Source organism: Staphylococcus sp. AtDRG32, from assembly GCF_004365845.1.
In the GTDB taxonomy this organism is placed as follows: domain Bacteria; phylum Bacillota; class Bacilli; order Staphylococcales; family Staphylococcaceae; genus Staphylococcus; species Staphylococcus hominis.
The window spans coordinates 111,795-136,317 of the sequence record NZ_SODE01000001.1; the positions used below are offsets into that span (position 1 = coordinate 111,795).

General features: G+C 31.2%; 24 protein-coding genes. 23 read left to right on the forward strand and 1 reads right to left on the reverse strand.

The window, feature by feature from the left end:
• Positions 1-35 precede the first annotated feature (35 nt).
• The 19 genes from lepA (at position 36) to recO (ending at position 18,011) form a co-directional block, all read left to right on the forward strand.
• Positions 36-1,859: a translation elongation factor 4 gene (lepA, locus tag BDW25_RS00540; protein ID WP_002455271.1), complete on the forward strand. Its 1,824-nt coding sequence runs from the start codon at positions 36-38 to the stop codon at positions 1,857-1,859.
• An 82-nt stretch (positions 1,860-1,941) separates the two neighbouring features.
• Positions 1,942-3,063 carry a radical SAM family heme chaperone HemW gene (hemW, locus tag BDW25_RS00545; RefSeq protein ID WP_002449698.1) on the forward strand — a complete coding sequence of 374 codons (1,122 nt, stop codon included), beginning with the start codon at positions 1,942-1,944 and terminating at the stop codon, positions 3,061-3,063.
• Between the two features lie 103 nt (positions 3,064-3,166).
• Complete coding sequence (gene hrcA / locus BDW25_RS00550) at positions 3,167-4,144, forward strand: heat-inducible transcriptional repressor HrcA (protein WP_002455272.1); 978 nt, start codon at positions 3,167-3,169, stop codon at positions 4,142-4,144.
• A gap of 31 nt (positions 4,145-4,175) precedes the next feature.
• The gene (grpE, locus tag BDW25_RS00555) at positions 4,176-4,799 is read left to right on the forward strand and encodes a nucleotide exchange factor GrpE (protein WP_002449765.1); all 624 of its coding nucleotides are present in this window, start codon (positions 4,176-4,178) and stop codon (positions 4,797-4,799) included.
• Positions 4,800-4,841: 42 nt separating this feature from the next.
• Positions 4,842-6,674, forward strand: a complete 1,833-nt coding sequence (dnaK, locus tag BDW25_RS00560) for a molecular chaperone DnaK (RefSeq protein WP_002449892.1) — start codon at positions 4,842-4,844, stop codon at positions 6,672-6,674.
• A 153-nt stretch (positions 6,675-6,827) separates the two neighbouring features.
• The gene (dnaJ, locus tag BDW25_RS00565) at positions 6,828-7,958 is read left to right on the forward strand and encodes a molecular chaperone DnaJ (RefSeq protein ID WP_002455274.1); all 1,131 of its coding nucleotides are present in this window, start codon (positions 6,828-6,830) and stop codon (positions 7,956-7,958) included.
• A gap of 2 nt (positions 7,959-7,960) precedes the next feature.
• Positions 7,961-8,899, forward strand: coding sequence for a 50S ribosomal protein L11 methyltransferase (gene prmA / locus BDW25_RS00570; RefSeq protein WP_002449831.1), 939 nt, complete (start codon positions 7,961-7,963; stop codon positions 8,897-8,899).
• Position 8,900: 1 nt separating this feature from the next.
• A complete protein-coding gene (locus BDW25_RS00575; protein ID WP_002449761.1) occupies positions 8,901-9,653 on the forward strand; it encodes a 16S rRNA (uracil(1498)-N(3))-methyltransferase in 753 nt (250 codons plus the stop codon).
• A 5-nt stretch (positions 9,654-9,658) separates the two neighbouring features.
• Positions 9,659-11,005, forward strand: a complete 1,347-nt coding sequence (gene mtaB, locus BDW25_RS00580; protein WP_002449880.1) for a tRNA (N(6)-L-threonylcarbamoyladenosine(37)-C(2))-methylthiotransferase MtaB — start codon at positions 9,659-9,661, stop codon at positions 11,003-11,005.
• Between the two features lie 132 nt (positions 11,006-11,137).
• Positions 11,138-11,314 carry a 30S ribosomal protein S21 gene (rpsU, locus tag BDW25_RS00585; protein WP_002449867.1) on the forward strand — a complete coding sequence of 59 codons (177 nt, stop codon included), beginning with the start codon at positions 11,138-11,140 and terminating at the stop codon, positions 11,312-11,314.
• 149 nt (positions 11,315-11,463) lie between these two features.
• Positions 11,464-12,171 carry an NfeD family protein gene (locus tag BDW25_RS00590; RefSeq protein ID WP_002449826.1) on the forward strand — a complete coding sequence of 236 codons (708 nt, stop codon included), beginning with the start codon at positions 11,464-11,466 and terminating at the stop codon, positions 12,169-12,171.
• A gap of 14 nt (positions 12,172-12,185) precedes the next feature.
• Positions 12,186-13,172 carry a flotillin-like protein FloA gene (gene floA / locus BDW25_RS00595; protein ID WP_002449729.1) on the forward strand — a complete coding sequence of 329 codons (987 nt, stop codon included), beginning with the start codon at positions 12,186-12,188 and terminating at the stop codon, positions 13,170-13,172.
• Positions 13,173-13,188: 16 nt separating this feature from the next.
• Entirely contained in the window at positions 13,189-13,884 is a 696-nt protein-coding gene (locus tag BDW25_RS00600) for a hypothetical protein (RefSeq protein WP_002449854.1), read from the forward strand.
• 274 nt (positions 13,885-14,158) lie between these two features.
• A complete protein-coding gene (locus BDW25_RS00605) occupies positions 14,159-15,106 on the forward strand; it encodes a PhoH family protein (RefSeq protein WP_002449734.1) in 948 nt (315 codons plus the stop codon).
• Positions 15,107-15,568, forward strand: a complete 462-nt coding sequence (ybeY, locus tag BDW25_RS00610; RefSeq protein WP_002455276.1) for an rRNA maturation RNase YbeY — start codon at positions 15,107-15,109, stop codon at positions 15,566-15,568.
• Positions 15,564-15,911: a diacylglycerol kinase family protein gene (locus BDW25_RS00615; RefSeq protein ID WP_037554417.1), complete on the forward strand. Its 348-nt coding sequence runs from the start codon at positions 15,564-15,566 to the stop codon at positions 15,909-15,911. The genes ybeY and BDW25_RS00615 overlap by 5 nt, the downstream gene beginning before the upstream one ends.
• A gap of 12 nt (positions 15,912-15,923) precedes the next feature.
• Entirely contained in the window at positions 15,924-16,328 is a 405-nt protein-coding gene (gene cdd, locus BDW25_RS00620) for a cytidine deaminase (protein WP_002455278.1), read from the forward strand.
• On the forward strand, positions 16,329-17,228 hold the full coding sequence (era, locus tag BDW25_RS00625; protein ID WP_071860141.1) for a GTPase Era: 900 nt from the start codon (positions 16,329-16,331) through the stop codon (positions 17,226-17,228).
• 33 nt (positions 17,229-17,261) lie between these two features.
• Entirely contained in the window at positions 17,262-18,011 is a 750-nt protein-coding gene (gene recO / locus BDW25_RS00630; RefSeq protein ID WP_049336087.1) for a DNA repair protein RecO, read from the forward strand.
• A gap of 72 nt (positions 18,012-18,083) precedes the next feature.
• Here the strand turns inward: recO and BDW25_RS00635 are convergent, their stop codons facing one another.
• The gene (locus tag BDW25_RS00635) at positions 18,084-19,475 is read right to left on the reverse strand and encodes a glycine--tRNA ligase (protein WP_002449775.1); all 1,392 of its coding nucleotides are present in this window, start codon (positions 19,473-19,475) and stop codon (positions 18,084-18,086) included.
• Between the two features lie 331 nt (positions 19,476-19,806).
• Here BDW25_RS00635 and ccpN point away from each other — a divergent pair, with 331 nt between their 5' ends.
• From ccpN to rpoD, 4 genes are all read left to right on the forward strand, one after another.
• Positions 19,807-20,430, forward strand: coding sequence for a transcriptional regulator CcpN (ccpN, locus tag BDW25_RS00640; RefSeq protein ID WP_071860142.1), 624 nt, complete (start codon positions 19,807-19,809; stop codon positions 20,428-20,430).
• A gap of 10 nt (positions 20,431-20,440) precedes the next feature.
• Complete coding sequence (locus BDW25_RS00645; protein ID WP_002449751.1) at positions 20,441-21,253, forward strand: pyruvate, water dikinase regulatory protein; 813 nt, start codon at positions 20,441-20,443, stop codon at positions 21,251-21,253.
• Between the two features lie 63 nt (positions 21,254-21,316).
• Positions 21,317-23,125, forward strand: a complete 1,809-nt coding sequence (dnaG, locus tag BDW25_RS00650; protein WP_133944643.1) for a DNA primase — start codon at positions 21,317-21,319, stop codon at positions 23,123-23,125.
• A gap of 273 nt (positions 23,126-23,398) precedes the next feature.
• Entirely contained in the window at positions 23,399-24,505 is a 1,107-nt protein-coding gene (gene rpoD, locus BDW25_RS00655) for an RNA polymerase sigma factor RpoD (protein WP_002449793.1), read from the forward strand.
• Positions 24,506-24,523 lie beyond the last annotated feature (18 nt).

Sequence of the window (24,523 nt, forward strand, 5' to 3'; positions counted from 1 at the left end):
TACGGGTAAATTTACGAAAGCGAGAATGATAAGTTATGGATATGCAAGAACGCTATAACCGAAGAGACAATATAAGAAACTTTTCTATAATTGCTCATATTGATCATGGTAAATCAACGTTAGCAGATAGAATATTAGAAAATACTAAATCTGTAGAAACTAGAGAAATGCAAAATCAATTGCTTGATTCAATGGATCTTGAAAGAGAGCGCGGTATTACAATTAAATTAAATGCTGTTAGATTAAAATATGAATCTAAAGATGGACAGACTTATACGTTTCATTTGATCGATACTCCAGGGCACGTCGATTTCTCATATGAAGTTTCTCGTTCATTAGCTGCATGTGAAGGCGCTATTTTAGTAGTTGATGCTGCACAAGGCATTGAGGCTCAAACTCTTGCTAATGTTTACTTAGCACTAGATAATGATTTAGAACTCTTACCGGTAGTAAATAAAATAGATCTACCCGCAGCTGAACCAGAAAGAGTAAAACAAGAATTAGAAGACGTTATTGGTTTAGATAAAGATGAAGTTGTGTTAGCAAGTGCTAAATCAAATATTGGTATTGATGAAATCTTAGAAAAAATTGTTGAAGTTGTTCCTCCACCAGAAGGAGATCCTAGTGCACCGCTTAAAGCTCTTATTTTTGATTCAGAGTACGATCCTTATCGAGGTGTTATTTCTTCTATTCGTGTAATGGAAGGCGTTGTAAAAGCTGGAGATCGTATCAAAATGATGGCAACAGGAAAAGAGTTTGAAGTTACTGAGGTTGGGATTAATACTCCTAAACAACTACCAATTGAAGAACTTACAGTAGGCGATGTTGGATATATTATTGCAAGTATTAAAAATGTCGACGATTCACGTGTTGGGGATACTATCACTCATGTAGATAGACCAGCAGATGCTCCGTTAAAAGGGTATAAAAAGATGAATCCAATGGTTTATTGTGGATTGTTCCCAATTGATAATAAAGATTATAACGATTTAAGAGAAGCTCTTGAAAAACTTCAATTAAATGATGCATCATTAGAATTTGAACCAGAATCATCACAAGCGTTGGGATTTGGATTTAGAACAGGATTCTTAGGTATGCTACATATGGAAATTATTCAAGAGAGAATTGAGCGAGAGTTTGGAATAGAATTAATTGCCACTGCACCTTCAGTTATATATAAATGCGAAATGAATGATGGTTCAGAAGTTATAGTTGATAATCCATCTCAAATGCCTGAACGTGATAGAATTAAAGCGATTTATGAACCATATGTAAAAGCAACAATGATGGTTCCAAATGACTATGTAGGAGCAGTTATGGAACTGTGTCAACGTAAACGTGGCCAATTTATAAACATGGATTACTTAGATGATATCCGTGTAAATATCGTTTATGAAATTCCATTGTCAGAAGTTGTATTTGATTTCTTTGACCAATTAAAATCTAATACGAAAGGCTATGCTTCATTTGATTATGAATTTATCGAAAATAAAGAAAGTAATTTAGTTAAAATGGATATTTTATTAAATGGTGACAAAGTAGATGCACTTAGTTTTATCGTTCACAGAGATTTTGCGTATGAACGAGGTAAAGCTCTTGTTGAAAAGTTAAAAACACTTATTCCTAGACAACAATTCGAAGTTCCGGTTCAAGCTGCAATAGGTCAAAAAATCGTAGCCCGAACTAATATTAAATCTATGGGTAAAAATGTGTTATCTAAGTGTTATGGTGGAGATATCAGCCGTAAACGTAAATTACTTGAAAAACAAAAAGCTGGTAAAGCAAAAATGAAAGCTGTTGGTAACGTAGAAATACCACAAGATGCTTTCTTAGCTGTTCTTAAAATGGATGATGAATAAATTATTAATGCGAGGCTGGAACCTACAATCATATGTTCCAACCTCGTTTGTGTTTTAAAAACTTAAAATTGAGGGTGTAACTATGTCAATAAAAAGTGCGTATATTCATATACCTTTTTGCGTTAGGATTTGTACATATTGTGATTTTAATAAGTACTTTATTAACAAACAACCAGTAGATGAATATATTTCTGCATTAATTAAAGAAATGAAAACAAGTGAAATTAGAAATCTTGAAACAATGTACGTTGGAGGAGGTACTCCTACAGCTTTAAATCTCAAGCAACTTGAAACACTTTTAAAAGCAATACAGTCAACTTTTTCAATTAAAGGTGAATATACATTTGAAGCAAACCCCGATGAATTAACTTTAGATAAAGTGAAATTACTGCACTCATATGGTGTAAATAGAATTTCTATGGGTGTACAAACATTTAAACCAGAATTACTAAAAATTCTAGGTAGAACACATAAAACTCAAGATATATATAATGCTGTAGATTATGCCAGAAAAGCAAATATTGAATCGATTAGTTTAGACCTAATGTATCATTTACCAACTCAAACATTAGACGATTTTTCAGATAGTCTTAATAGAGCAATACAAATGGATATAGATCATATTTCAAGTTATGGATTAATTTTAGAACCTAAAACTCAATTTTATAATATGTATCGAAAAGGCAAATTAAAATTGCCAAACGAAGATCTAGGAGCTGAAATGTACCAATATTTAATGAATGTTTTAGGAGAAACCTCATTTAAACAGTATGAAATCTCAAATTTCGCCAAGTCTCATCATGAATCAAGACATAATAAGACTTACTGGCTAAATGAAGAATATTATGGTTTTGGAGCAGGCGCAAGTGGATATGTAAATGGAGAACGCTATTCGAATCTCAATCCTGTTAATCATTACATCAATGCTATTAATAATCATCAACGTCCTATTTTAACTTCCAATTTCCCTACTCAATCAGAAAGAATGGAAGAAGAAATGTTTTTAGGATTAAGAATGAATAAAGGTGTCGATAAAGTTAAATTTCTTTCAAAATTTGGTACCTCAATGGATAAAGTGTTTGGTGAGACAATAAATAATCTGAAAAAGAAAAATTTACTTTATGAAAGAGATAACCATATTTCATTGACAAACAGGGGAAAAATCATTGGAAATGAAGTTTTTGAAGCATTTCTATTAAATTAATAAATTTTTTTGAAAAATAAGAGCTTTAACGTTGACTTACTTTGACCAATTTGTTAAATTATAATTAGCACTTGAGACAAAGGAGTGCTAATGAGGTGAAGACATGATTACAAATAGACAATTAAGCATTTTAAATGCAATTGTTGAAGATTATGTTGATTTAGGACAACCGATAGGTTCTAAAACCTTAATTGATAGACATAACTTAAATGTAAGCCCAGCTACTATTAGAAACGAAATGAAGTATTTGGAAGAGTTGAATTTTTTAGAAAAAATTCATTCATCTTCAGGGCGTGCACCTTCTGAACAAGGTTTTAGATTATACGTCAATCAATTGTTAAAACAAACATCTCATCAAAAACAAAATAAAGTTCAACGTTTAAATCAACTTTTGATTGAGAATCATTATGATATTTCTTCAGCCCTTAGTTATTTTGCTGATGAATTATCAATAAAATCTCAATATGCAACGTTGGTTGTTCGACCTAATCACAAAACAGATATTATAAATAATGTTCATTTGATTCGTGCAAATTCGTCTATAATTATAATGGTCATCATCTATAATTCTGGACATGTAGAACATTTACATTTAAGTGAATCAATGGAGTTTGACGATGATAGGTTAACAAGGATTTCAAATTTTTTGACTGATAATTATTATAAAAGTCAATTTGATTTTAATAAGAAGTTAAAACAATTTACAAATTCTATTGCGGAACAATCCTTTATAAATGAATTAACTATTATGCTAACTTCTCATCTCCATAAACAAAGTAATAGCATTTTTATGGGTGGAAAGGTTAAACTTATTGATGCACTGAACGAAACCAATGTTTCTTCTATTCAGCCAATCTTACAATATCTAGAATCAGAAAAAATTATCGAGTTACTAGAAAATATTTCTACTTCTGAAATTAATGTTAAAATTGGCCACGAAATAGATAAAGGGTTAAGTGATATTTCAATTATAACGAGCCAGTACCATTTTGATGATGCACTAAAAGGACAAATTGCGGTTATCGGACCAACTGCGATGCATTATCAAAATGTGATTCAATTACTTAATCAAATATGGTGAATCTAATTGTAATTATATTGGAGGGCATAAAATGACAGAAAAAGACGAATCAGTGAAAAATAACACTGAACATACTGAAGAAAATGAAACCGTTAAAAACGAAGCGTCGTCTTTAAATGATGTAGAAAATAATCCTTCTGAAGAAGAATTAAATAATGAATCTACATCTGAACATGATAATGAAGATAAAAATGATCAATCTAAAGACGAAGAGATTCAACAATTACAATTAAAAGCAAATGAAAATGAAGAAAAATATTTAAGATTATATGCTGAATTCGAAAATTATAAGCGTCGAATTCGAAATGAAAATGAAACAAATAAAAAATATCAAGCTCAACACGTGCTTACTGATATTTTACCTACTATCGATAACATTGAACGTGCACTGCAAATTGAGGGTGATGATGAATCATTTAAATCTCTCAAAAAAGGCGTTCAAATGATTCATGAAAGCTTATTAAGAGCATTAAAAGACAATGGCTTAGAAGAAATTGAATCTGAAGGTCAAGAATTCGATCCAAACTTCCATCAAGCTGTTGTTCAAGATGACAATCCTGATTTTAATTCTGGTGAAATCACTCAAGAATTACAAAAAGGGTATAAATTAAAAGATAGAGTTTTAAGACCATCTATGGTCAAAGTTAATCAATAAGATTTAAATTTGAAAAATTTTTAAAATTGGAGGAATTTTATTATGAGTAAAGTAATAGGTATTGATTTAGGTACTACAAATTCTTGCGTATCTGTATTAGAAGGAGACGAACCTAAAGTAATTCAAAATCCTGAAGGTGCTAGAACAACTCCATCAGTTGTGGCATTTAAAAATGGTGAAACTCAAGTAGGTGAAGTTGCTAAACGTCAAGCAATTACAAACCCAAATACTGTACAATCAATTAAACGTCATATGGGTACAGATTATAAAGTAGATATTGATGGCAAATCATATACACCACAAGAACTTTCAGCAATGATTTTACAAAATTTAAAAAACACTGCTGAAAGTTATTTAGGAGATAAAGTGGATAAAGCAGTAATCACTGTGCCTGCTTATTTCAATGATGCTGAACGTCAAGCTACTAAAGATGCTGGTAAAATTGCTGGTTTAGAAGTAGAACGTATCATTAACGAACCAACAGCTGCAGCATTAGCTTATGGTTTAGATAAAACTGAACAAGATCAAAAAGTCTTAGTATTTGACTTAGGTGGCGGTACTTTCGACGTTTCTATTCTTGAATTAGGCGATGGCGTATTCGAAGTATTATCAACTGCAGGGGATAACAAACTTGGAGGGGACGACTTTGACCAAGTAATCATCGACTATTTAGTATCAGAATTCAAAAAAGAAAATGGTGTTGACTTATCACAAGATAAAATGGCGTTACAACGTCTTAAAGACGCTGCAGAAAAAGCTAAAAAAGATTTATCTGGTGTATCTCAAACACAAATCTCATTACCATTCATTTCAGCTGGAGAAAATGGTCCATTACACTTAGAAATCAACTTAACTCGTTCTAAATTTGAAGAATTAGCTGATTCATTAATCAGAAGAACAATGGAACCAACTCGTCAAGCACTTAAAGATGCTGGCTTATCTACTTCTGAAATTGATGAAGTTATCCTAGTTGGTGGTTCAACTCGTATTCCTGCAGTACAAGAAGCAGTTAAAAAAGAAATTGGTAAAGAACCTCATAAAGGTGTAAACCCAGATGAAGTTGTTGCAATGGGTGCTGCTATCCAAGGTGGCGTAATTACTGGTGATGTTAAAGACGTTGTATTATTAGACGTAACTCCATTATCATTAGGTATCGAAATTATGGGTGGTCGTATGAATACGTTAATTGAACGTAATACAACAATTCCAACATCAAAATCTCAAGTATATTCAACAGCAGCTGACAATCAACCAGCAGTAGACATTCACGTATTACAAGGTGAACGTCCAATGGCTTCAGATAATAAAACATTAGGTAGATTCCAATTAACTGATATTCCACCAGCTCCACGTGGTGTACCTCAAATTGAAGTAACATTTGATATTGATAAAAATGGTATCGTAAACGTTACTGCAAAAGACTTAGGTACAAATAAAGAACAAAATATTACTATTCAATCAAGTTCTGCATTATCTGATGAAGAAATTGATCGTATGGTTAAAGATGCTGAAGAAAATGCTGAAGCAGATAAAAAACGTCGTGAAGAAGTAGACTTAAGAAACGAAGCAGATAGCTTAGTATTCCAAGTTGAAAAAACAATTAAAGACTTAGGTGAAAATATCAGTGAAGAAGACAAATCAAATGCTGAAAGCAAAAAAGATGCACTTAAATCAGCATTAGAAGGTCAAGATTTAGATGATATTAAAGCTAAAAAAGAAGAATTAGAACAAGTAATTCAAGAATTATCTGCTAAAGTATATCAACAAGCTCAACAAGCTCAACAACAAGCACAAGACAATTCACAACAATCAAATGATAGCAATGTTGAAGACGCTGAGTTCAAAGAAGTTAAAGACGACGAAGATAAAAAATAAAGCTAATCGTTTATAATGTTTACTATGTAAACATTTATAAATGTAAGCCAAAAAGTCAAAGTCAATTGAACATTGGCTTTGACTTTTTCTTTTATAATTAAGATACTTGAGTATGTGTTTAAATTATAAAAATTTAGAAAAGGAGAGATACTTGTGGCTAAAAGAGATTATTATGAAGTTCTTGGCGTAAGTAAAGATGCTTCAAAAGATGAAATTAAAAAAGCATACCGTAAATTATCAAAAAAATATCATCCGGACATCAATAAAGAAGAAGGCGCTGATGAAAAGTTCAAAGAAATTTCTGAAGCATACGAAGTTCTAAGTGATGACAATAAACGTGCAAATTATGACCAATTTGGACATAGCGGTGCCCAAGGTGGATTTGGCAGTCAAGGATTTGGTGGACAAGACTTCAGTGGCTTCGGTGGAGGCTTTGAAGACATATTTAGCTCATTCTTTGGTGGTTCACGTCAAAGAGATCCAAATGCACCTAGAAAAGGTGACGACTTACAATACACTATGACTTTAGAATTCGATGAAGCTGTTTTTGGTACTAAAAAAGAAATTTCTATTCGAAAAGATGTTACGTGTCATACATGTCATGGTGATGGCGCTAAACCAGGTACAAGTAAAAAAACATGTAGCTATTGTCATGGTTCAGGACATGTATCTGTTGAACAAAATACAATTTTAGGACGCGTAAGAACTGAACAAACTTGTCCTAAGTGTGAGGGTAGTGGTCAAGAATTTGAAGAACCATGTCCAACTTGTCATGGTAAAGGGACTGAAAATAAAACAGTAAAATTAGAAGTAACTGTACCTGAAGGTGTAGACAATGAACAACAAATCCGTCTTGCTGGTGAAGGTGCACCTGGTGAAAATGGCGGTCCACATGGTGATCTTTATGTAGTATTCCGCGTTAAACCTTCTGATAAATTTAGAAGAGATGGCGATGATTTATTCTATGAACTTAATATTAGCTTCCCACAAGCATCACTTGGCGATGAAATCAAAGTACCAACTCTAAACAGTAACGTTATGCTTACAATTCCTGCTGGTACTCAAAATGGTAAACAATTCCGTCTTAAAGAGAAAGGCGTTAAAAATGTTCATGGATATGGCCATGGTGATTTATTTGTTAATATAAAAGTTGTCACACCAAATAAACTAACTGATAGACAAAAAGAATTAATGAGAGAATTTGCGGAAATTAGTGGTGAAAATCCGGAAGAACAACCTGCTAATTTTAAAGACAAAGCTCGTAAATTCTTTAGAGGTGAATAGTCATGAACTGGACAGAATTTGCAGTCACTGTAAATCATGAAGTTGAATCTTTAGTCACTAACATATTAGAAAACTATGGTTCAAATGGAGTAGTTATAGAAGATTCCAATGATTTAATTAATCAACCTACTGATAAATTTGGTGAAATCTACGAATTAAAAAAAGAAGATTACCCTGAACAAGGTGTGAGATTAAAAGCATACTTTAATGAATTGAAATATAACACTCAATTTAAAAATAAATTAGAAAATGAAATATTAAATTTGGATCTTATAGATGATTCAGTAGTTGAGTTTTCAGCAAAGACTATTGCTGAAGTAGATTGGGCTAATGAATGGAAAAATTATTTTCATCCTTTCAGAGCTTCTAAGAGATTTACGATTGTTCCAAGTTGGGAAGACTATTCAAAAGAATCAGAAGATGAATTATGTATAGAATTAGATCCTGGAATGGCTTTTGGTACTGGAGATCATCCAACAACAAGTATGTGTCTAAAAGCGATTGAAACTTATGTAACACCCGATTCCTCAGTCATTGATGTAGGTACAGGTTCTGGTATATTAAGTATCGCTAGTCACTTAATAGGTGTTAAACGAATTAAAGCCTTAGATATAGACGAAATGGCTGTTGGTGTGGCTAAGGAGAATTTTAGAAAAAATCATTGTGAAAATGATATTGAAGCCATTCCCGGTAATCTATTAAAAGAAGAAAATGAAAAATTTGATGTAGTTATCGCAAATATTTTAGCTCATATTATTGATGAAATGATTGAAGATGCTTATAATACACTAAATGAAGATGGTTATTTTATAACTTCAGGTATTATAGAAGAAAAGCATGAAGATATACTGTCGCATATGAAGCGTGTTGGATTTAATATTGTATCAATCAATCATGACAATGGATGGGTTTGCATTGTTGGTCAGAAAGTGAGTGAATAATTTGCAACGATACTTTATCAATCAAAACGCTGATTCTCATCAGCGTTTTTTTATTACCAATGAAGAAGATATACATCATATCAAAAATGTAATGAGAAATACCGTTGGTAACAAAATTATAATTAATTTTAATGATAAAAAAGTATTTATTAGTGAAATCACAAATATAAATTCTAATCAAATTGAAGTTTTACCAATAAACCAATTAGATATTGACACTGAATTACCAGTTGATGTAACGATTTGTAGTGGTTTAATAAAAGCTGATAAATATGAATGGTTGCTTCAAAAAAGTACAGAATTAGGTGCCAATCATTTTATTTCAGTGGGTATGGATCGATCTGTAGTTAAATTACAAGAGAACAAGGTACAAAAGAAAATAGATAGATGGCAAAAGATTGTAAAAGAAGCTGCTGAACAAAGTTATAGACTTGTTATTCCAGATGTTAAATTTCAGTCGAATTTAAAAGTAATTTATGATACCATAAATAATTATGACTATGTGTTAATAGCATATGAAGACGAAGCCAAGCATGGCGAAAAAAGTCGATTTAAAAATATTTTAAACAACTTTCAAACGAATGATCGTGTGTTAATCATATTTGGACCTGAAGGTGGTTTTTCTGATAAGGAAATCGATCTCTTTAGGGAGGTAAGCTTAAACGTTGGTTTAGGTCCTAGAATATTAAGAGCAGAAACTGCGCCACTATATGCACTTAGTGCTATAAGTTTTGAGAAAGAATTGATGGGGTGAATCAAATGGCAACAGTAGCGTTTCATACTTTAGGTTGTAAAGTAAACCATTATGAAACTGAAGCAATATGGCAATTATTTAAAGATGCTAATTATGAAAGAGTAGATTTTGAAACTAATGCAGATGTATATGTCATTAATACTTGCACCGTGACTAACACAGGTGATAAAAAAAGTAGACAAGTCATTAGAAGAGCAATACGTCGTAATCCGGATGCAGTAGTATGTGTTACAGGTTGTTATGCACAAACATCTTCTGCTGAAATTATGGAGATTCCAGGTGTAGATGTCGTTGTTGGTACTCAAGACAGACATAAATTACTTAGTTATATTGATCAATTTAGAGAAGAACGTCAACCAATTAATGGTGTTGGAAATATTATGAAAAATCGTACATATGAAGAACTTGATGTGCCTTATTTTACGGATAGAACTCGTGCATCTCTAAAAATCCAAGAAGGTTGTAATAATTTTTGTACGTTCTGTATTATTCCATGGGCACGTGGTTTAATGCGCTCTAGAGATCCTGAAAAAGTAGTTGAACAAGCAACACAATTAGTTCAATCTGGATATAAAGAAATTGTATTAACTGGTATTCATACCGGTGGATACGGTCAAGATTTAAAAAATTATAATTTAGCTCAATTACTCAGAGATCTTGAGGAAATTGATGGTTTAGAAAGAATTCGAATTTCTTCAATTGAAGCCAGTCAACTTACTGATGAAGTCATTGACGTTCTAAAAAATTCTAATAAAGTAGTTAGACATTTACATGTACCATTACAATCAGGTTCAGATACAGTATTAAAACGTATGCGTCGCAAATATACTATGGAACATTTTTCTGAAAGACTAACAAAATTACATGATGCATTACCTGATTTAGCAGTTACAAGTGATGTTATAGTAGGTTTCCCAGGAGAAACTGAAGAAGAATTCCAAGAAACATATGATTTTATAGTTAAACATAAATTCTCAGAGTTACATGTTTTCCCGTATTCACAACGTATTGGTACACCTGCTGCACGTATGGGTGATCAAATTGATGAGTCAATTAAAAATGAACGTGTGCATAAACTTATTGCTTTAAGTGATCAACTTGCTAAAGAATACGCATCAAAATTTGAAAATGAAGTTTTAGAAGTGATTCCAGAAGAAGTAGGGGAAACAAAAAATACATTAGTAGGTTACGCAGATAATTATATGAAAGTTGAATTTGAGGGTAGTGAGGATTTAATCGGTGAGATTGTTAAAGTTAAAATTAATAAAGCTGATTATCCAATTAACATTGGTAGTGCAGTTAGAATCGTTAATCATGCTACTAATAAAACTGAAGAAGGCATATTATTATAAATTTTTGAAATTATAAAGATTTATAATTGACCATAATTATTTCATATATTATACTAAATAAAGCATAGTTAATTATTTCTATGCAATTATTGACTTTAAGTTTCGTTGATATTTGGAGGGAGGGAAATACAGATGTCTAAAACAGTAGTACGTAAAAATGAATCACTAGAAGATGCATTACGTAGATTTAAACGTTCAGTATCTAAAAGTGGTACAATCCAAGAAGTACGTAAACGTGAATTTTACGAAAAACCAAGTGTAAGACGTAAGAAAAAATCAGAAGCTGCACGTAAACGTAAATTCAAATAATTAATAGCTCTGTTGACTCCCTCAACATGAATGTTAATTATATATATCCTCTCAATTAGTTAAACTAATTGAGAGTTTTTTTATATAATTGTAATACTATAATATAGTATTTATTTCATGTATAATTTAATTGAGAGCGAGGTGAGATAATGATAAGTATAAGTTTGATACATATCGAGAATACTTTTGCTTCATTGAATCATTCATGGTTGAATCATATGTCAAATATCATTGTTAATCCTATTGTTTTATTAATTCTTACATGTATTATCTTTTTAGGTTTTTTATATCAACTTTATTCTAAAAGGATAAATATTTTAGGTATTTTAGCTTCTCTAGCGTTACTTATTCTATTTCTAGGATTTTTAATTAGTGGCGATGTCAATTTGATTTCGATTTTATTGTTTTTCATAGGTATCATCTTACTAATAATAGAACTATTCGTTGTTGGAGCAGTCATTGGAATTATAGGAATAGTGCTTATTATTGTTAGTATGATTATGTTAGGAGATAATATTTTAGTTATGCTCTTTAATGTTATTGTCGCTTTAATATTTTCTATTATAGAATGGGTGATTTTGGTGAAAGTATTTAATCGCAAAATACCATTTTTTGATAAAGTGGTATTGAATGATTCAACGAGTACAGAAGCTGGTTATAGATCTCATGATGATCGTTCTTACTTAGTGGGAAAAACTGCGTATACTACTACTGATTTAAGACCTGCTGGAATCATAACTTTAGATGACAAAAGAATTGATGCTGTTTCTGACGGTACATTTATCCTGAGAAATAAAAAAGTAAAAATTTTAGAGGTAGAAGGTAGTAGAGTAGTTGTAAGAGAAATAAAAATATAAAAGGAGTAAAATCAATGTTAAATATTGGAATTATAATTATTGCGATTATTATAATAGTTGCGTTATTGTTATTATTTTCATTTGTACCAGTCGGATTATGGATTTCCGCTATTGCTGCAGGTGTAAAAGTTAGTATTGCTACACTTGTAGGAATGCGACTTCGTAGAGTATCTCCTCGTAAAGTGATAGGTCCTCTTATTAAAGCTCATAAAGCAGGATTAAATTTAACAACAAATCAATTGGAATCTCATTATCTAGCTGGTGGTAATGTAGATAGAGTAGTGGATGCCAACATAGCAGCTCAACGTGCAGATATCAATTTACCTTTTGAAAGAGGTGCCGCAATAGACTTAGCGGGACGAGATGTCTTAGAAGCTGTTCAAATGTCTGTTAATCCCAAAGTAATCGAAACTCCCTTTATTACCGGTGTTGCGATGAACGGTATCGAAGTTAAAGCTAAAGCTAGAATTACAGTAAGAGCTAATATTTCTAGACTTGTAGGTGGTTCTGGAGAAGAAACAATTATTGCACGAGTTGGTGAAGGTATTGTTTCCACAATTGGTTCTAGTGAACATCATACACAAGTACTTGAAAATCCTGATAATATTTCTAAAACAGTATTAAGTAAAGGATTGGATTCAGGAACAGCATTTGAAATTTTATCGATTGATATTGCAGATGTAGACATCGGTAAAAATATCGGCGCTGATTTACAAACGGAACAAGCACTCGCAGATAAAAATATTGCTCAAGCTAAAGCTGAGGAACGACGTGCTATGGCTGTTGCCTCTGAACAAGAAATGAAAGCACGTGTTCAAGAAATGCGTGCTAAGGTAGTAGAAGCTGAATCAGAAGTACCACTAGCAATGGCTGAAGCTTTACGTAAAGGTAATATCGGAGTAAAAGATTACTATAATTTAAAAAATGTAGAAGCAGATACAGGTATGAGAAACGCTATTAATAAACGTACCGAACAAAATGACGATGAATCACCAAATTAAATAGAGGGGTGATTAAATGAATATTGGAATTCTTATATTCGTTATTTCTGTGATTGTTACTGGTATTAGTGCAATGAGAGATAAAAGTCATGAACAACGAAAAAATCAAATGCCTCCACACAAAAATACACAAAGTCCTACGCAAAACACACCAAGAAAAAAAGGTATTTTTGAACAGATAGAAGAAGCTTTTAATGAGATGGCATCAGAATTTGATGAAGAAGAACAAACTAAAAAAACATCATCACCAAAACCATCTTCTAAAAAAGAAACGGTTCACAGTGATAAAAATCTAAAAAAAAATGTTACGCCTGAACATCATCGTGGAGAATCAAAACGGTTTGAAACTAAACAATCTCACACCGGAAAAGTGCCTTCTAAAGATAGATATTCAACTTCACGAGAGAGATCTCAAAGTGAAAAAAATATTAAAAAACAGTTAGAAGACTCGCTATCAAAAGAATTATTTAATGTGAGATCTGAAATTGACAGGGAAAAAGAAAAACAACTTTCTTTAATTGAAAAGAAAGCTAAAGAAATTATTAATGATAAGTATTTATCTGAAAAAACGAAACGTTATAAACTGAATCAACTACTCAATAGTAAATCTATTGAGAAAAATATGACACATCAAACGTTTCAATTTGATAATGATCCAATAGTTGATGGAATTATTTGGCAAGAAATATTAAATAAACCTAAAAAATTATAAGAGGTTATAAATAAAAAAATAAGACAAGATTCATTGTTTCATTCTGACCTCTATAAGAGACTTTCTACGTGAAAGTCTCTTTATTTATGTTCCTAATAAGTTAAGACGCCCCTAAAACTCATAGTGTTCTTGGTACTTTTTTGTTATGCTATATTATCTTAGGTTAATTATTCATTCAAAACATTTAAATTTGTATACTTTATCATTGTTTAGTAAAATTTATATGAAAGATTAATTATTAATGAATATGTTTTATGTGAAAAGGAGCGCTTTTATGCCAGGAATAATTCAAATAGATAACATCAATCATTCTCAAGCTTTAATTGGTAATAATGATGAACACTTAAAGTCGATTGAAGAAGCATTTGATGTTATCATACATGCTCGTGGGCAAGAAATTGCAGTAAAAGGTCAAGTATTAGAGCATGTTGAAAAAGCAGAATTAGTTCTTAAAAATTTATTAAAGGTAATTGAGTTAGGACATTCAATTACATTAAAGGATGTTGAGGCTGCCATAAAGATGGCTAAAAATGATACTATTCAATATCTATTGGATTTATATGATGAAGAGATTACTAAAGATGCCTTTGGTAAAACAATTCGTGCAAAAACAATGGGGCAACGTCTTTATATTAATGCTATGAAACGTAATGATTTGGTATTTGGTATAGGTCCTGCTGGAACAGGTAAAACTTTCCTTGCAGTTGTTTATGCTGCAAAACAATTAAGAAAAGGAACTGTAAAAAGAATTGTTTTAACAAGACCAGCTGTAGAAGCTGGTGAATCATTAGGTTTCTTACCAGGAGACTTAAAAGAAAAAGTTGATCCATATTTAAGACCTCTTTATGATGGTTTAAATACTGTCCTAGGTAGAGAACAAACAGCACGATTTATTGAACGAGGTACAATTGAAATTGCTCCCTTAGCGTATATGAGGGGTAGAACTCTAGATGATGCATTTGTCATTTTAGATGAAGCTCAAAATACAACACATGCACAAATGAAAATGTTTTTAACTCGTCTAGGATTTGGTTCAAAAATGGTTGTAACTGGAGACCAAACTCAAATTGACTTACCAAAAGGTGTTAAAAGTGGATTAAAAGAAGCTATTAAGAACCTTCGTGGTGTTAAAGGAATAAATATTATGGAACTAGATCAAAGTGATGTAGTACGACACCCATTAGTAAGTAAAATTATCGAACGTTATGAAGGAGACAATTAAATGTTTACGATTGATTTCAATGATCATACAAACTTAGTTAAAGATAAATGGTATCATCAAATTGAAGACTTAATTAACTTTGCTAAAGAAAAAGAAAACATTCATGAAGATGCTGAATTGTCAGTTACTTTTGTAGATAAAGATGAAATTCAAGAAATAAATAAAAATTATCGAGATAAAGATAAAGTGACTGATGTTATTTCTTTTGCACTTGAAGAAGATGAACCAGATATTATTGGTTTAGATATTCCTAGAGTATTAGGAGATATTATTATTTGTACTGATGTAGCTAAGGAACAAGCTGAATCTTATAATCATTCATTTGAAAGAGAACTTGGTTTTTTAGCTTTACATGGTTTTTTACACTTATTAGGTTATGATCATATGAATGAAGAAGATGAAAAAGAAATGTTTGGACGTCAAAAAGAAATTTTAAATGCATACGGATTGACTAGAGATTAAATTTTTAAAACGATTTAAATACACCTTTGATGGTTTAAAAACACTTCTTCAAAAAGATCACAATTATCTAATACACTTAATCTTCGCATTCATAGCTATCATTTTAGGAATTATCGTAAGACTTTCAACTGTAGAATGGTTGTTTGTTTTATTAAGCATCACTTTGGTACTTACGCTTGAAGCTGTGAATACGGCTATAGAATGCGTCGTAGATTTAGTTACTTCTGACTATCATGAATTAGCTAAACAAGCTAAAGATATTGCCGCCTTTAGTGTTATGGTTGTTTCAATCTTTGCACTAATTATAGGTTTAATTATTTTTATACCTCACATCTTTTTTTAAGGGGACAATAAAATGAGTTATCAATCACATTATTTTCAAGAAGTTAGAAAAGCTCAACAACGTGCTTATGTACCGTATAGTCATTTTAAAGTAGGTGCATATTTAAAAACAAAAGACGGTCGTCATTTTTATGGAGCAAATGTTGAAAATGCAGCTTATCCAGCAACGATTTGCGCAGAACGATCTAGTTTAGTAGCTGCAATTTCAGAAGGCTATCGACCAGGAGATTTTGAATCAATAACAGTTACCGTTGACGCTGAACATCCGTCATCACCTTGTGGAACATGTCGTCAAGTATTAAAAGAACTCTGTGATGACGACATGCCTGTGTATATGACAAATCATAAGGGTGAGATGATTAAATCAACTGTAGCAGAACTATTACCTCACGGCTTTTCAGGAAAGGATTTAGAATAAATGACAGAACACAAATCAGGATTTGTATCTATTATAGGGAGACCGAATGTGGGAAAATCCACATTTATGAATAGAGTCATTGGACATAAAATTGCAATTATGTCAGATAAAGCTCAAACAACAAGAAATAAAATTCAGGGAGTAATGACAAGAGAAGATGCTCAAATCATTTTCTTAGATACACCAGGCATTCATAAACCTAAGCATAAATTAGGAGATTATATGATGCGTGTAGCTAAAAATACGCTATCAGAAATCGATGCTATTATGTTTATGGTAAATGTAAATGAAGATATTGGTCGTGGTGATGAATATATAATGGAAATGCTGAAAAATGTTAAAACACCGGTATTTCTAGTGTTAAATAAAATTGATTTAGTTCATCCAGATGCACTTATGCCTAAGATTGAAAAATATAAAACCTATATGAATTTTACTGAAATCGTGCCAATTTCGGCACTTGAGGGATTGAATGTGGATCATTTTATCGATGTACTTAAAGATTATTTACCTGAAGGTCCAAAATATTACCCTGATGATCAAATATCGGATCATCCAGAACAATTTGTAGTAGGCGAGATTATTAGAGAAAAAATCTTACATTTAACAAGTGAAGAAATCCCACATGCAATAGGGGTAAATGTAGACAGAATGATTAAGGAAAGTGAAGAAAGAGTAAGAATTGAAGCAACTATTTTTGTTGAACGTGATTCTCAAAAAGGAATTGTTATAGGTAAGGGTGGGAAAAAACTTAAAGAAGTTGGTAAAAGAGCTCGACGCGATATTGAAATGCTTCTCGGATCAAAAGTTTACCTTGAATTATGGGTAAAAGTTCAGAAAGATTGGAGAAATAAAGTAAACTTTATTCGTCAAATGGGATATGTTGAAGATCAAGATTAACGTTTAAATTAATAGGAAAGCCGGTGAGATGCATTGTTAGAAAAACAAAAAGGAATTATCATAAAATCAGTAGATTATGGTGAATCCGATAAAATTATTACAATATTAAACGAGCATGGTGCTAAAATTCCTATTATGGTAAGACGTGCTAAGAAATCTAAAACCGGCTTGCAAGCTCATACACAACTCTTTGTGTATGGCTTATTTATTTATAATAAATGGAAAGGTATGGGGACGCTCAGTTCTATTGATGTCATAAACCAATATTATCAATTACGATTAGATATTTTTGATAGTAGTTATGCGACTTTATGTGTCGAAGCAATAGATCGATCATTAGAACCAGATGAAGTTTCTCTATATCATTATAAGTTATTAGAATTTGTACTCAATAAAATTTCAGAAGGTAATTCTGCTCAATTAATGTCGATTATCGTATTATTGAAATGTATGAATAAATTTGGTTTTGGCGCATTTTTCAATTATTGTGCAATTACTGGTGATACTGATCAATCTAAGCTTATTGCTTACAGTTTTAAATATGACGGGACAATCTCAGAAACTGTATTAAATAATGATCCTTATGCATTAAAGCTATCCAATAAAACATTTTATTTATTGGATATTTTACAAAAGTTGCCAATTGATAAAATGAATCATTTTAATATTAACCAAGCTTTATTAGATGAAATGTCAGAATTAATGATAATGCTGTATAGAGAATATGCTGGCATGTACTTTAAAGGTCAAAAATTAATTAATCAACTTAAGCGATTAGAATAATATACAATGTTTAAATTAATTAAAAGAACCCACTTATTACTCATAGCAAGTAATAAGTGGGTTCTTGTTATATTAAAACTTAACTTTTTCAGCTAAGAATGTTTCTAATTCTGAGATTGGCATACGAACTTGTTCCATAGAATCTCTATCACGTACTGTAACTTGATTATCTTCTAATGAATCGAAATCAAATGTAATACAGTAAGGAGTACCGATCTCATCTTGACGACGATAACGCTTACCAATTGATTGTGATTCATCAAAATCAACAGAAAACTTAGAACTTAATTGTTCAAAGATTTTAATTGCTTCTTCAGATAATTTTTTACTTAATGGTAAAATAGCAGCTTTATATGGGGCTAAAGCAGGGTGGAAATGCATTACTGTACGAGCATCTTTACTACCTTCAACGCCTTCTTCATCATAAGCATCACATAAGAAAGCTAATGTAACACGATCTGCCCCTAAAGAAGGTTCAATACAATATGGAATATATTTCTCATTTGTTTCTGGATCATGATATCTGAAATCCTCGCCAGAATGTTCACTGTGCTTTTTCAAGTCAAAATCAGTACGGCTTGCAATACCCCATAATTCGCCCCAACCAAATGGGAATTTATATTCAATATCTGTAGTCGCATTAGAATAGTGAGATAATTCTTCTTCATCATGGTCACGTAATCTCATATTTTCTTCATTGATGTTTAAATCTTTTAACCATTGACTTGCAAATGTTTTCCAGTAATTTTGCCATTCAATTTCTTCACCAGGTTTACAGAAGAATTCTAATTCCATTTGTTCAAATTCTCTTGTTCTAAAAATAAAGTTACCAGGCGTGATTTCATTACGGAATGATTTACCGATTTGACCAATACCAAATGGTAATTTTTTACGCATTGAACGTTGAACGTTTTTATAGTTTACGAAAATACCTTGAGCAGTTTCTGGACGTAAAAATAGTTCATTAGTAGAGCCCTCAGTAACACCTTGGAATGTTTTAAACATTAAGTTAAATTGACGAATATCTGTCCAATTAGCAGTACCACTTACTGGACATACAATACCTTCATCATCGATGATGCGTTTCATTTCTTCAAAACTTAAGCCATCAGCAATGAAATTTTCATCACCTTTTTCATTTTGCATATAGTCTTCGATTAATTTATCTGCACGATAGCGAATTTTACTATCTTTATTATCAATCATTGGGTCATTAAAATTACCTAAATGACCAGATGCTTCCCAAGTTTTTGGATTCATTAAAATTGCAGCATCAATCCCAACATTGTATGGTGATTGAGTAATGAATTTTTGCCACCATGCTTTTTTAATATTATTTTTTAATTCAACACCTAATGGACCATAATCCCATGTATTAGATAAACCACCGTAAATATCACTACCTGGGAATACAAATCCTCTATGTTTAGCTAGTGATACAATAGTATCCATATCTTTAACCATATTATCTCTCCTTTTAAAATAAAAACGTCCCAAGACAATAAATAAATATAAAACAATACTTATTATTATCTTGGGACGAGTTAATAATTCATCTATATAAATATATAGTGTTAACAAAATAACCCGCGGTTCCACCCAAATTAGTGTAGACACTCGCTTTTATGTAATGATATTGATAAGCCAATTTTTAAAATGTTAAGCTTCCACCAACCTTAACTCGCTTAATCATATTTTAATTCATAGAAAATTTAATAGCAAGGATTTATATGTATTTGTAGGTATATATATAAATAGGTATAATAAAACATGAAATTAAAAGGGGTGAAGACCTATAGAATTAAGTAAAAGACAAGAACAAATAATTGAAATAGTTAAGGATGGTGGCCCGATAACAGGTGAACATATAGCAGATAAGCTTAATTTAACTCGTGCTACTTTACGTCCTGATTTAGCTATTTTAACTATGTCTGGTTTTATTGAAGCTAGACCACGTGTGGGTTATTATTATTCAGGTAAATCCAAGAATAAATTAATCAGTGATCATTTACGTCAATATATAATAAAAGATCATATGTCTCTACCTGTTATCGTTAAAGAAGATACGACAATTTATGATGCTATATGTACTATATTTTTAGAAGATACAGGAACATTATTTATTACTAATCAAAAAGATGAATTGATTGGTGTGAGCTCGCGAAAAGATTTGTTACGTGCCTCTATGATTGGTCAAGATATTCATACTATGCCTATAAGTATCATCATGTCACGTATGCCTAATATTGTTTATTTAAAAGAAGAAGACCTCGTCATCTATGCTGCAAGTCAAATGATAGATAAGGAAATTGATTCAATTCCCGTCGTTAGAAAAAAAGAAAATAGTAAATATAAAGTTGTAGGTAGAATATCTAAAACAACAATAACAAAATTATTTGTTTCATTATTTAAAGAATAGGTGATAAACAATGGAAAATATAAAGATAATCATTGCATCTGATTCAATAGGAGATACAGCTGAGTTGGTTGCTAGTGCTTGCGTCGCTCAATTTAATCCTAAAGCTTGTAAACATGGTTTTTTGAGATATCCTTATATAGAAACCTTTAAGGATATAGATGAAGTTATACAGGTCGCTATAGATAAAAATGCAATTATTGTATATACGTTAGTAGAACCAGAAATTAAAGCATATATGAAGAAAAAAGTAGACGATTTCTCTTTAAAAGCTGTTGATATAATGGGTCCTCTAATGACACTACTTAATCAAACGCATGATGAGGAGCCGTATAATCAGCCAGGCAGAGTTCATAAATTAGACGATGCCTATTTCAAAAAAATAGATGCAATCGAATTTGCGGTAAAATACGATGATGGTAAAGATGCGAAAGGATTACCTAAGGCAGATATTGTTTTAATTGGCATTTCAAGAACTTCTAAGACGCCTCTATCTCAGTATTTAGCGCACAAAAGCTATAAAGTAATGAACATTCCTCTAGTTCCAGAGGTAACGCCACCAGACGAATTATTTAAAATTAATCCAACTAAATGTATAGCATTAAAGATTAGTGAAGATAAACTTAATTTAATAAGAAAACAACGACTTAAACAATTAGGATTAGGTGAACATGCTAGATATGCGACTGAAGATAGAATTAAAGAAGAAATTCAATATTTTGAAAAAATTGTCGAAAAAATAGGATGCCCTGTTATTGATGTATCTGATAAGGCTATTGAAGAAACAGCAAATGATGTTATACAAATTATTGAAAGTAAAGCATAAATATTTAAAAACCTTTTATAAAAGTGTATAATATTATGACTACTATTTAATAGGTGATATATATTGCGTATAGAACAGTCTGTAATTAACGAAATAAAGGAAAAAACAGATATTTTAGATTTAGTAAGTGAATATGTGAAATTAGAAAAAAGAGGACGCAATTACATTGGTTTGTGTCCTTTTCATGATGAAAAAACACCTTCTTTTACAGTTTCTGAAGATAAACAAATATGCCATTGCTTTGGTTGTAAAAAAGGTGGAAATGTTTTTCAATTTATTCAAGACATTAAGGACATTTCATTCGTAGAAGCAGTACAAGAACTTGGAGAACGCGTTAATATAAAAGTAGATATTGGTCATTCTAATCCCTCTACAACTCAAATAGCATCTGAAGACTTAAAAATGATTGAAATGCATGAATTAATTAATGAATATTATATGTATGCATTAATGAAATCAGTAGAAGGTGAAGAAGCTTTAAATTATCTCGTAAATCGTGGTTTCACTGAAGAATTAATAAAATCTCGTGGAATAGGGTATGCCCCTAATAACGCTCACTTTTGTCATGACTTTTTAAAACAAAAAGGATATGACATAGAACTAGCTTATGAAGCTGGTTTGTTATCACGTAACGAAGAAAATTTTAGTTACTACGATCGTTTTAGAGATCGCATCATGTTTCCTTTAAAAAATGCTCAAGGAAGAATTGTCGGTTTTTCTGGTAGAACTTATAACAATCAAGAACCTAAGTATTTAAATAGTCCTGAGACACCGATTTTTCAAAAAAGACGATTACTTTATAATCTTGATAACGCAAGAAAATCAATTAGAAAAAATGATGAAGTAATGTTGTTAGAAGGATTTATGGATGTAATTAAAGCTGATTACGCTGGATTAAAAACAGTGGTAGCAAGTATGGGTACAGCATTATCAGAAGATCACATGACAGTTTTAAAAAAATTAACCTCTAATATAACTTTAATGTTTGATGGAGACTTTGCTGGTCAAGAGGCCACTTTAAAAACTGGAGAACATTTACTGAAACATGGATTAAATGTATTTGTAGTACAATTACCAAAAAACATGGATCCCGATGAATATATAGTTAAATTCGGTAAAGAAAAATTTATAGAATTTTTAAATAATGAGAAGAAATCGTTTATTATTTACAAAGTTCAATTCTATCGAGAAGAAATTGAAAATAATGATCTAGCTTATGAGCGTCACTTTAAAGAGATTACTGAAGATATTTCATTTGTCAGATCTTCAATATTAAAAAATAAAATTGTGAATGACGTAGCTGACATTTTCAATATTGATGCCAATACTATTATGTCCAATGTACATCAACAACCTGAATTTATCTCATATGAAGAAGACTATATTGGAAATACCAATGATAACTCGAATTCAAATTCTCAAAATTTAAACATTGTTTTTACACATTTAAACAAAAGTGAAAAAGCACAAAGAGCTTTATTAAAACATTTTATGATGGATAAAGATGTATTTCTAAATTATAATCGACAACTTGAAGCAAATGATTTTACGAATAAATATTTCCAAAGTATTTTTAAAGCGCTAACCGATTATTATTCTGAAAATGATTACTATTCGATTAGTGATTTAATATTATACATTGAAGATAAAGATATTAGAGAAGCAATTATACAGCTTGATGATTATGAATTAAATCGAGAACCTTATGATTTAGAAATTGAAGAATATATCTCAACCTTAAATGAAAACAAATATGAAGATTCTATTGAAGAACTTAATCATAAATTAAAAGAAGCACTTAGAATTGGTGACGTAGAATCTCAAAAATATTATTTACAAATGATAGTTGATAAAAATAAGCAACGCATGTAGATGAACATTTAAATTTAAAAAATATAAACAAATATTAAACTTTTAATATAGTATTTATATTTAATAACCATTACTGTATAATGGTTATTATGCTTTTTTAAAGGGTAGACAAATAGTAAGTTAAATATTTATGAAATAAGGATATCATTTTTATTACCTATAGAATGATAATATTTCATGTTTATTATAAAATATACTTTTCTTATTATAATAATTTATTATATAATTAAATATCTTAATTGAAAGCTTAAAATACGATTGGGAGGCCTTTTCATGTCTGATAACCAAGTTAAAATCAAAAAACAAACAATTGATCCGACTTTAACATTAGAAGATGTTAAAAAACAATTAATTGAAAAAGGTAAAAAGGAAGGTCATCTAAGTCATGAAGAAATTGCTGAAAAGCTGCAAAATTTTGACATGGATTCCGACCAAATGGATGATTTCTTTGACCAACTAAATGATAACGATATTAGTTTAGTAAATGAAAAAGATAGTTCAGATACAGATGAAAAATTAAATCCAAATGACTTAAGTGCGCCTCCAGGTGTTAAAATTAATGATCCTGTAAGAATGTACTTAAAAGAAATTGGACGTGTAAATCTTCTTAGTGCACAAGAAGAAATTGAATTAGCTAAACGTATTGAACAAGGTGATGAAGTAGCAAAATCTCGCCTTGCAGAAGCCAACTTGCGATTAGTTGTAAGTATTGCAAAACGGTATGTTGGTCGTGGTATGCTTTTCTTAGACTTAATCCAAGAGGGGAATATGGGTCTTATCAAAGCAGTAGAAAAGTTCGATTTTAGTAAAGGATTTAAATTTTCTACTTATGCTACGTGGTGGATTAGACAAGCCATTACACGTGCTATTGCTGACCAAGCTCGTACCATCCGTATTCCTGTGCATATGGTTGAAACTATTAATAAGCTTATTCGCGTACAAAGACAATTATTACAAGACTTAGGTCGTGATCCTGCTCCTGAAGAAATTGGTGAAGAAATGGATTTACCACCTGAAAAAGTTCGCGAAATACTTAAAATAGCTCAAGAGCCAGTATCCTTAGAAACGCCAATAGGTGAAGAAGATGACAGTCACTTAGGAGACTTTATTGAAGATCAAGAAGCACAAAGCCCTTCTGACCATGCTGCTTATGAGTTATTGAAAGAACAATTAGAAGACGTTTTAGATACACTTACTGATAGAGAAGAAAATGTTTTACGTTTAAGATTTGGCCTTGATGACGGACGAACTAGAACATTAGAAGAAGTGGGTAAAGTGTTCGGTGTTACAAGAGAACGTATTCGTCAAATCGAAGCTAAAGCGCTTAGAAAATTAAGACATCCAAGTCGTAGCAAGCGTCTTAAAGATTTTATGGACTAAGATTAATGGTGAATCTGA

Bases quoted from the DNA above. Each gene is read 5' to 3' on its own strand.
- hrcA (WP_002455272.1), top strand. From the start codon at position 3,167: ATGATTACAAATAGACAATTAAGCATTTTAAATGCAATTGTTGAAGAT.
- dnaK (WP_002449892.1), top strand. From the start codon at position 4,842: ATGAGTAAAGTAATAGGTATTGATTTAGGTACTACAAATTCTTGCGTA.
- BDW25_RS00635 (WP_002449775.1), bottom strand. From the start codon at position 19,475: ATGGTTAAAGATATGGATACTATTGTATCACTAGCTAAACATAGAGGA.
- floA (WP_002449729.1), top strand. From the start codon at position 12,186: ATGTTAAATATTGGAATTATAATTATTGCGATTATTATAATAGTTGCG.
- BDW25_RS00645 (WP_002449751.1), top strand. From the start codon at position 20,441: ATGGAAAATATAAAGATAATCATTGCATCTGATTCAATAGGAGATACA.
- ybeY (WP_002455276.1), top strand. From the start codon at position 15,107: ATGTTTACGATTGATTTCAATGATCATACAAACTTAGTTAAAGATAAA.
- hemW (WP_002449698.1), top strand. From the start codon at position 1,942: ATGTCAATAAAAAGTGCGTATATTCATATACCTTTTTGCGTTAGGATT.
- cdd (WP_002455278.1), top strand. From the start codon at position 15,924: ATGAGTTATCAATCACATTATTTTCAAGAAGTTAGAAAAGCTCAACAA.
- BDW25_RS00590 (WP_002449826.1), top strand. From the start codon at position 11,464: ATGATAAGTATAAGTTTGATACATATCGAGAATACTTTTGCTTCATTG.
- lepA (WP_002455271.1), top strand. From the start codon at position 36: ATGGATATGCAAGAACGCTATAACCGAAGAGACAATATAAGAAACTTT.
- rpsU (WP_002449867.1), top strand. From the start codon at position 11,138: ATGTCTAAAACAGTAGTACGTAAAAATGAATCACTAGAAGATGCATTA.
- mtaB (WP_002449880.1), top strand. From the start codon at position 9,659: ATGGCAACAGTAGCGTTTCATACTTTAGGTTGTAAAGTAAACCATTAT.
- era (WP_071860141.1), top strand. From the start codon at position 16,329: ATGACAGAACACAAATCAGGATTTGTATCTATTATAGGGAGACCGAAT.
- rpoD (WP_002449793.1), top strand. From the start codon at position 23,399: ATGTCTGATAACCAAGTTAAAATCAAAAAACAAACAATTGATCCGACT.
- BDW25_RS00600 (WP_002449854.1), top strand. From the start codon at position 13,189: ATGAATATTGGAATTCTTATATTCGTTATTTCTGTGATTGTTACTGGT.
- grpE (WP_002449765.1), top strand. From the start codon at position 4,176: ATGACAGAAAAAGACGAATCAGTGAAAAATAACACTGAACATACTGAA.
- BDW25_RS00605 (WP_002449734.1), top strand. From the start codon at position 14,159: ATGCCAGGAATAATTCAAATAGATAACATCAATCATTCTCAAGCTTTA.
- prmA (WP_002449831.1), top strand. From the start codon at position 7,961: ATGAACTGGACAGAATTTGCAGTCACTGTAAATCATGAAGTTGAATCT.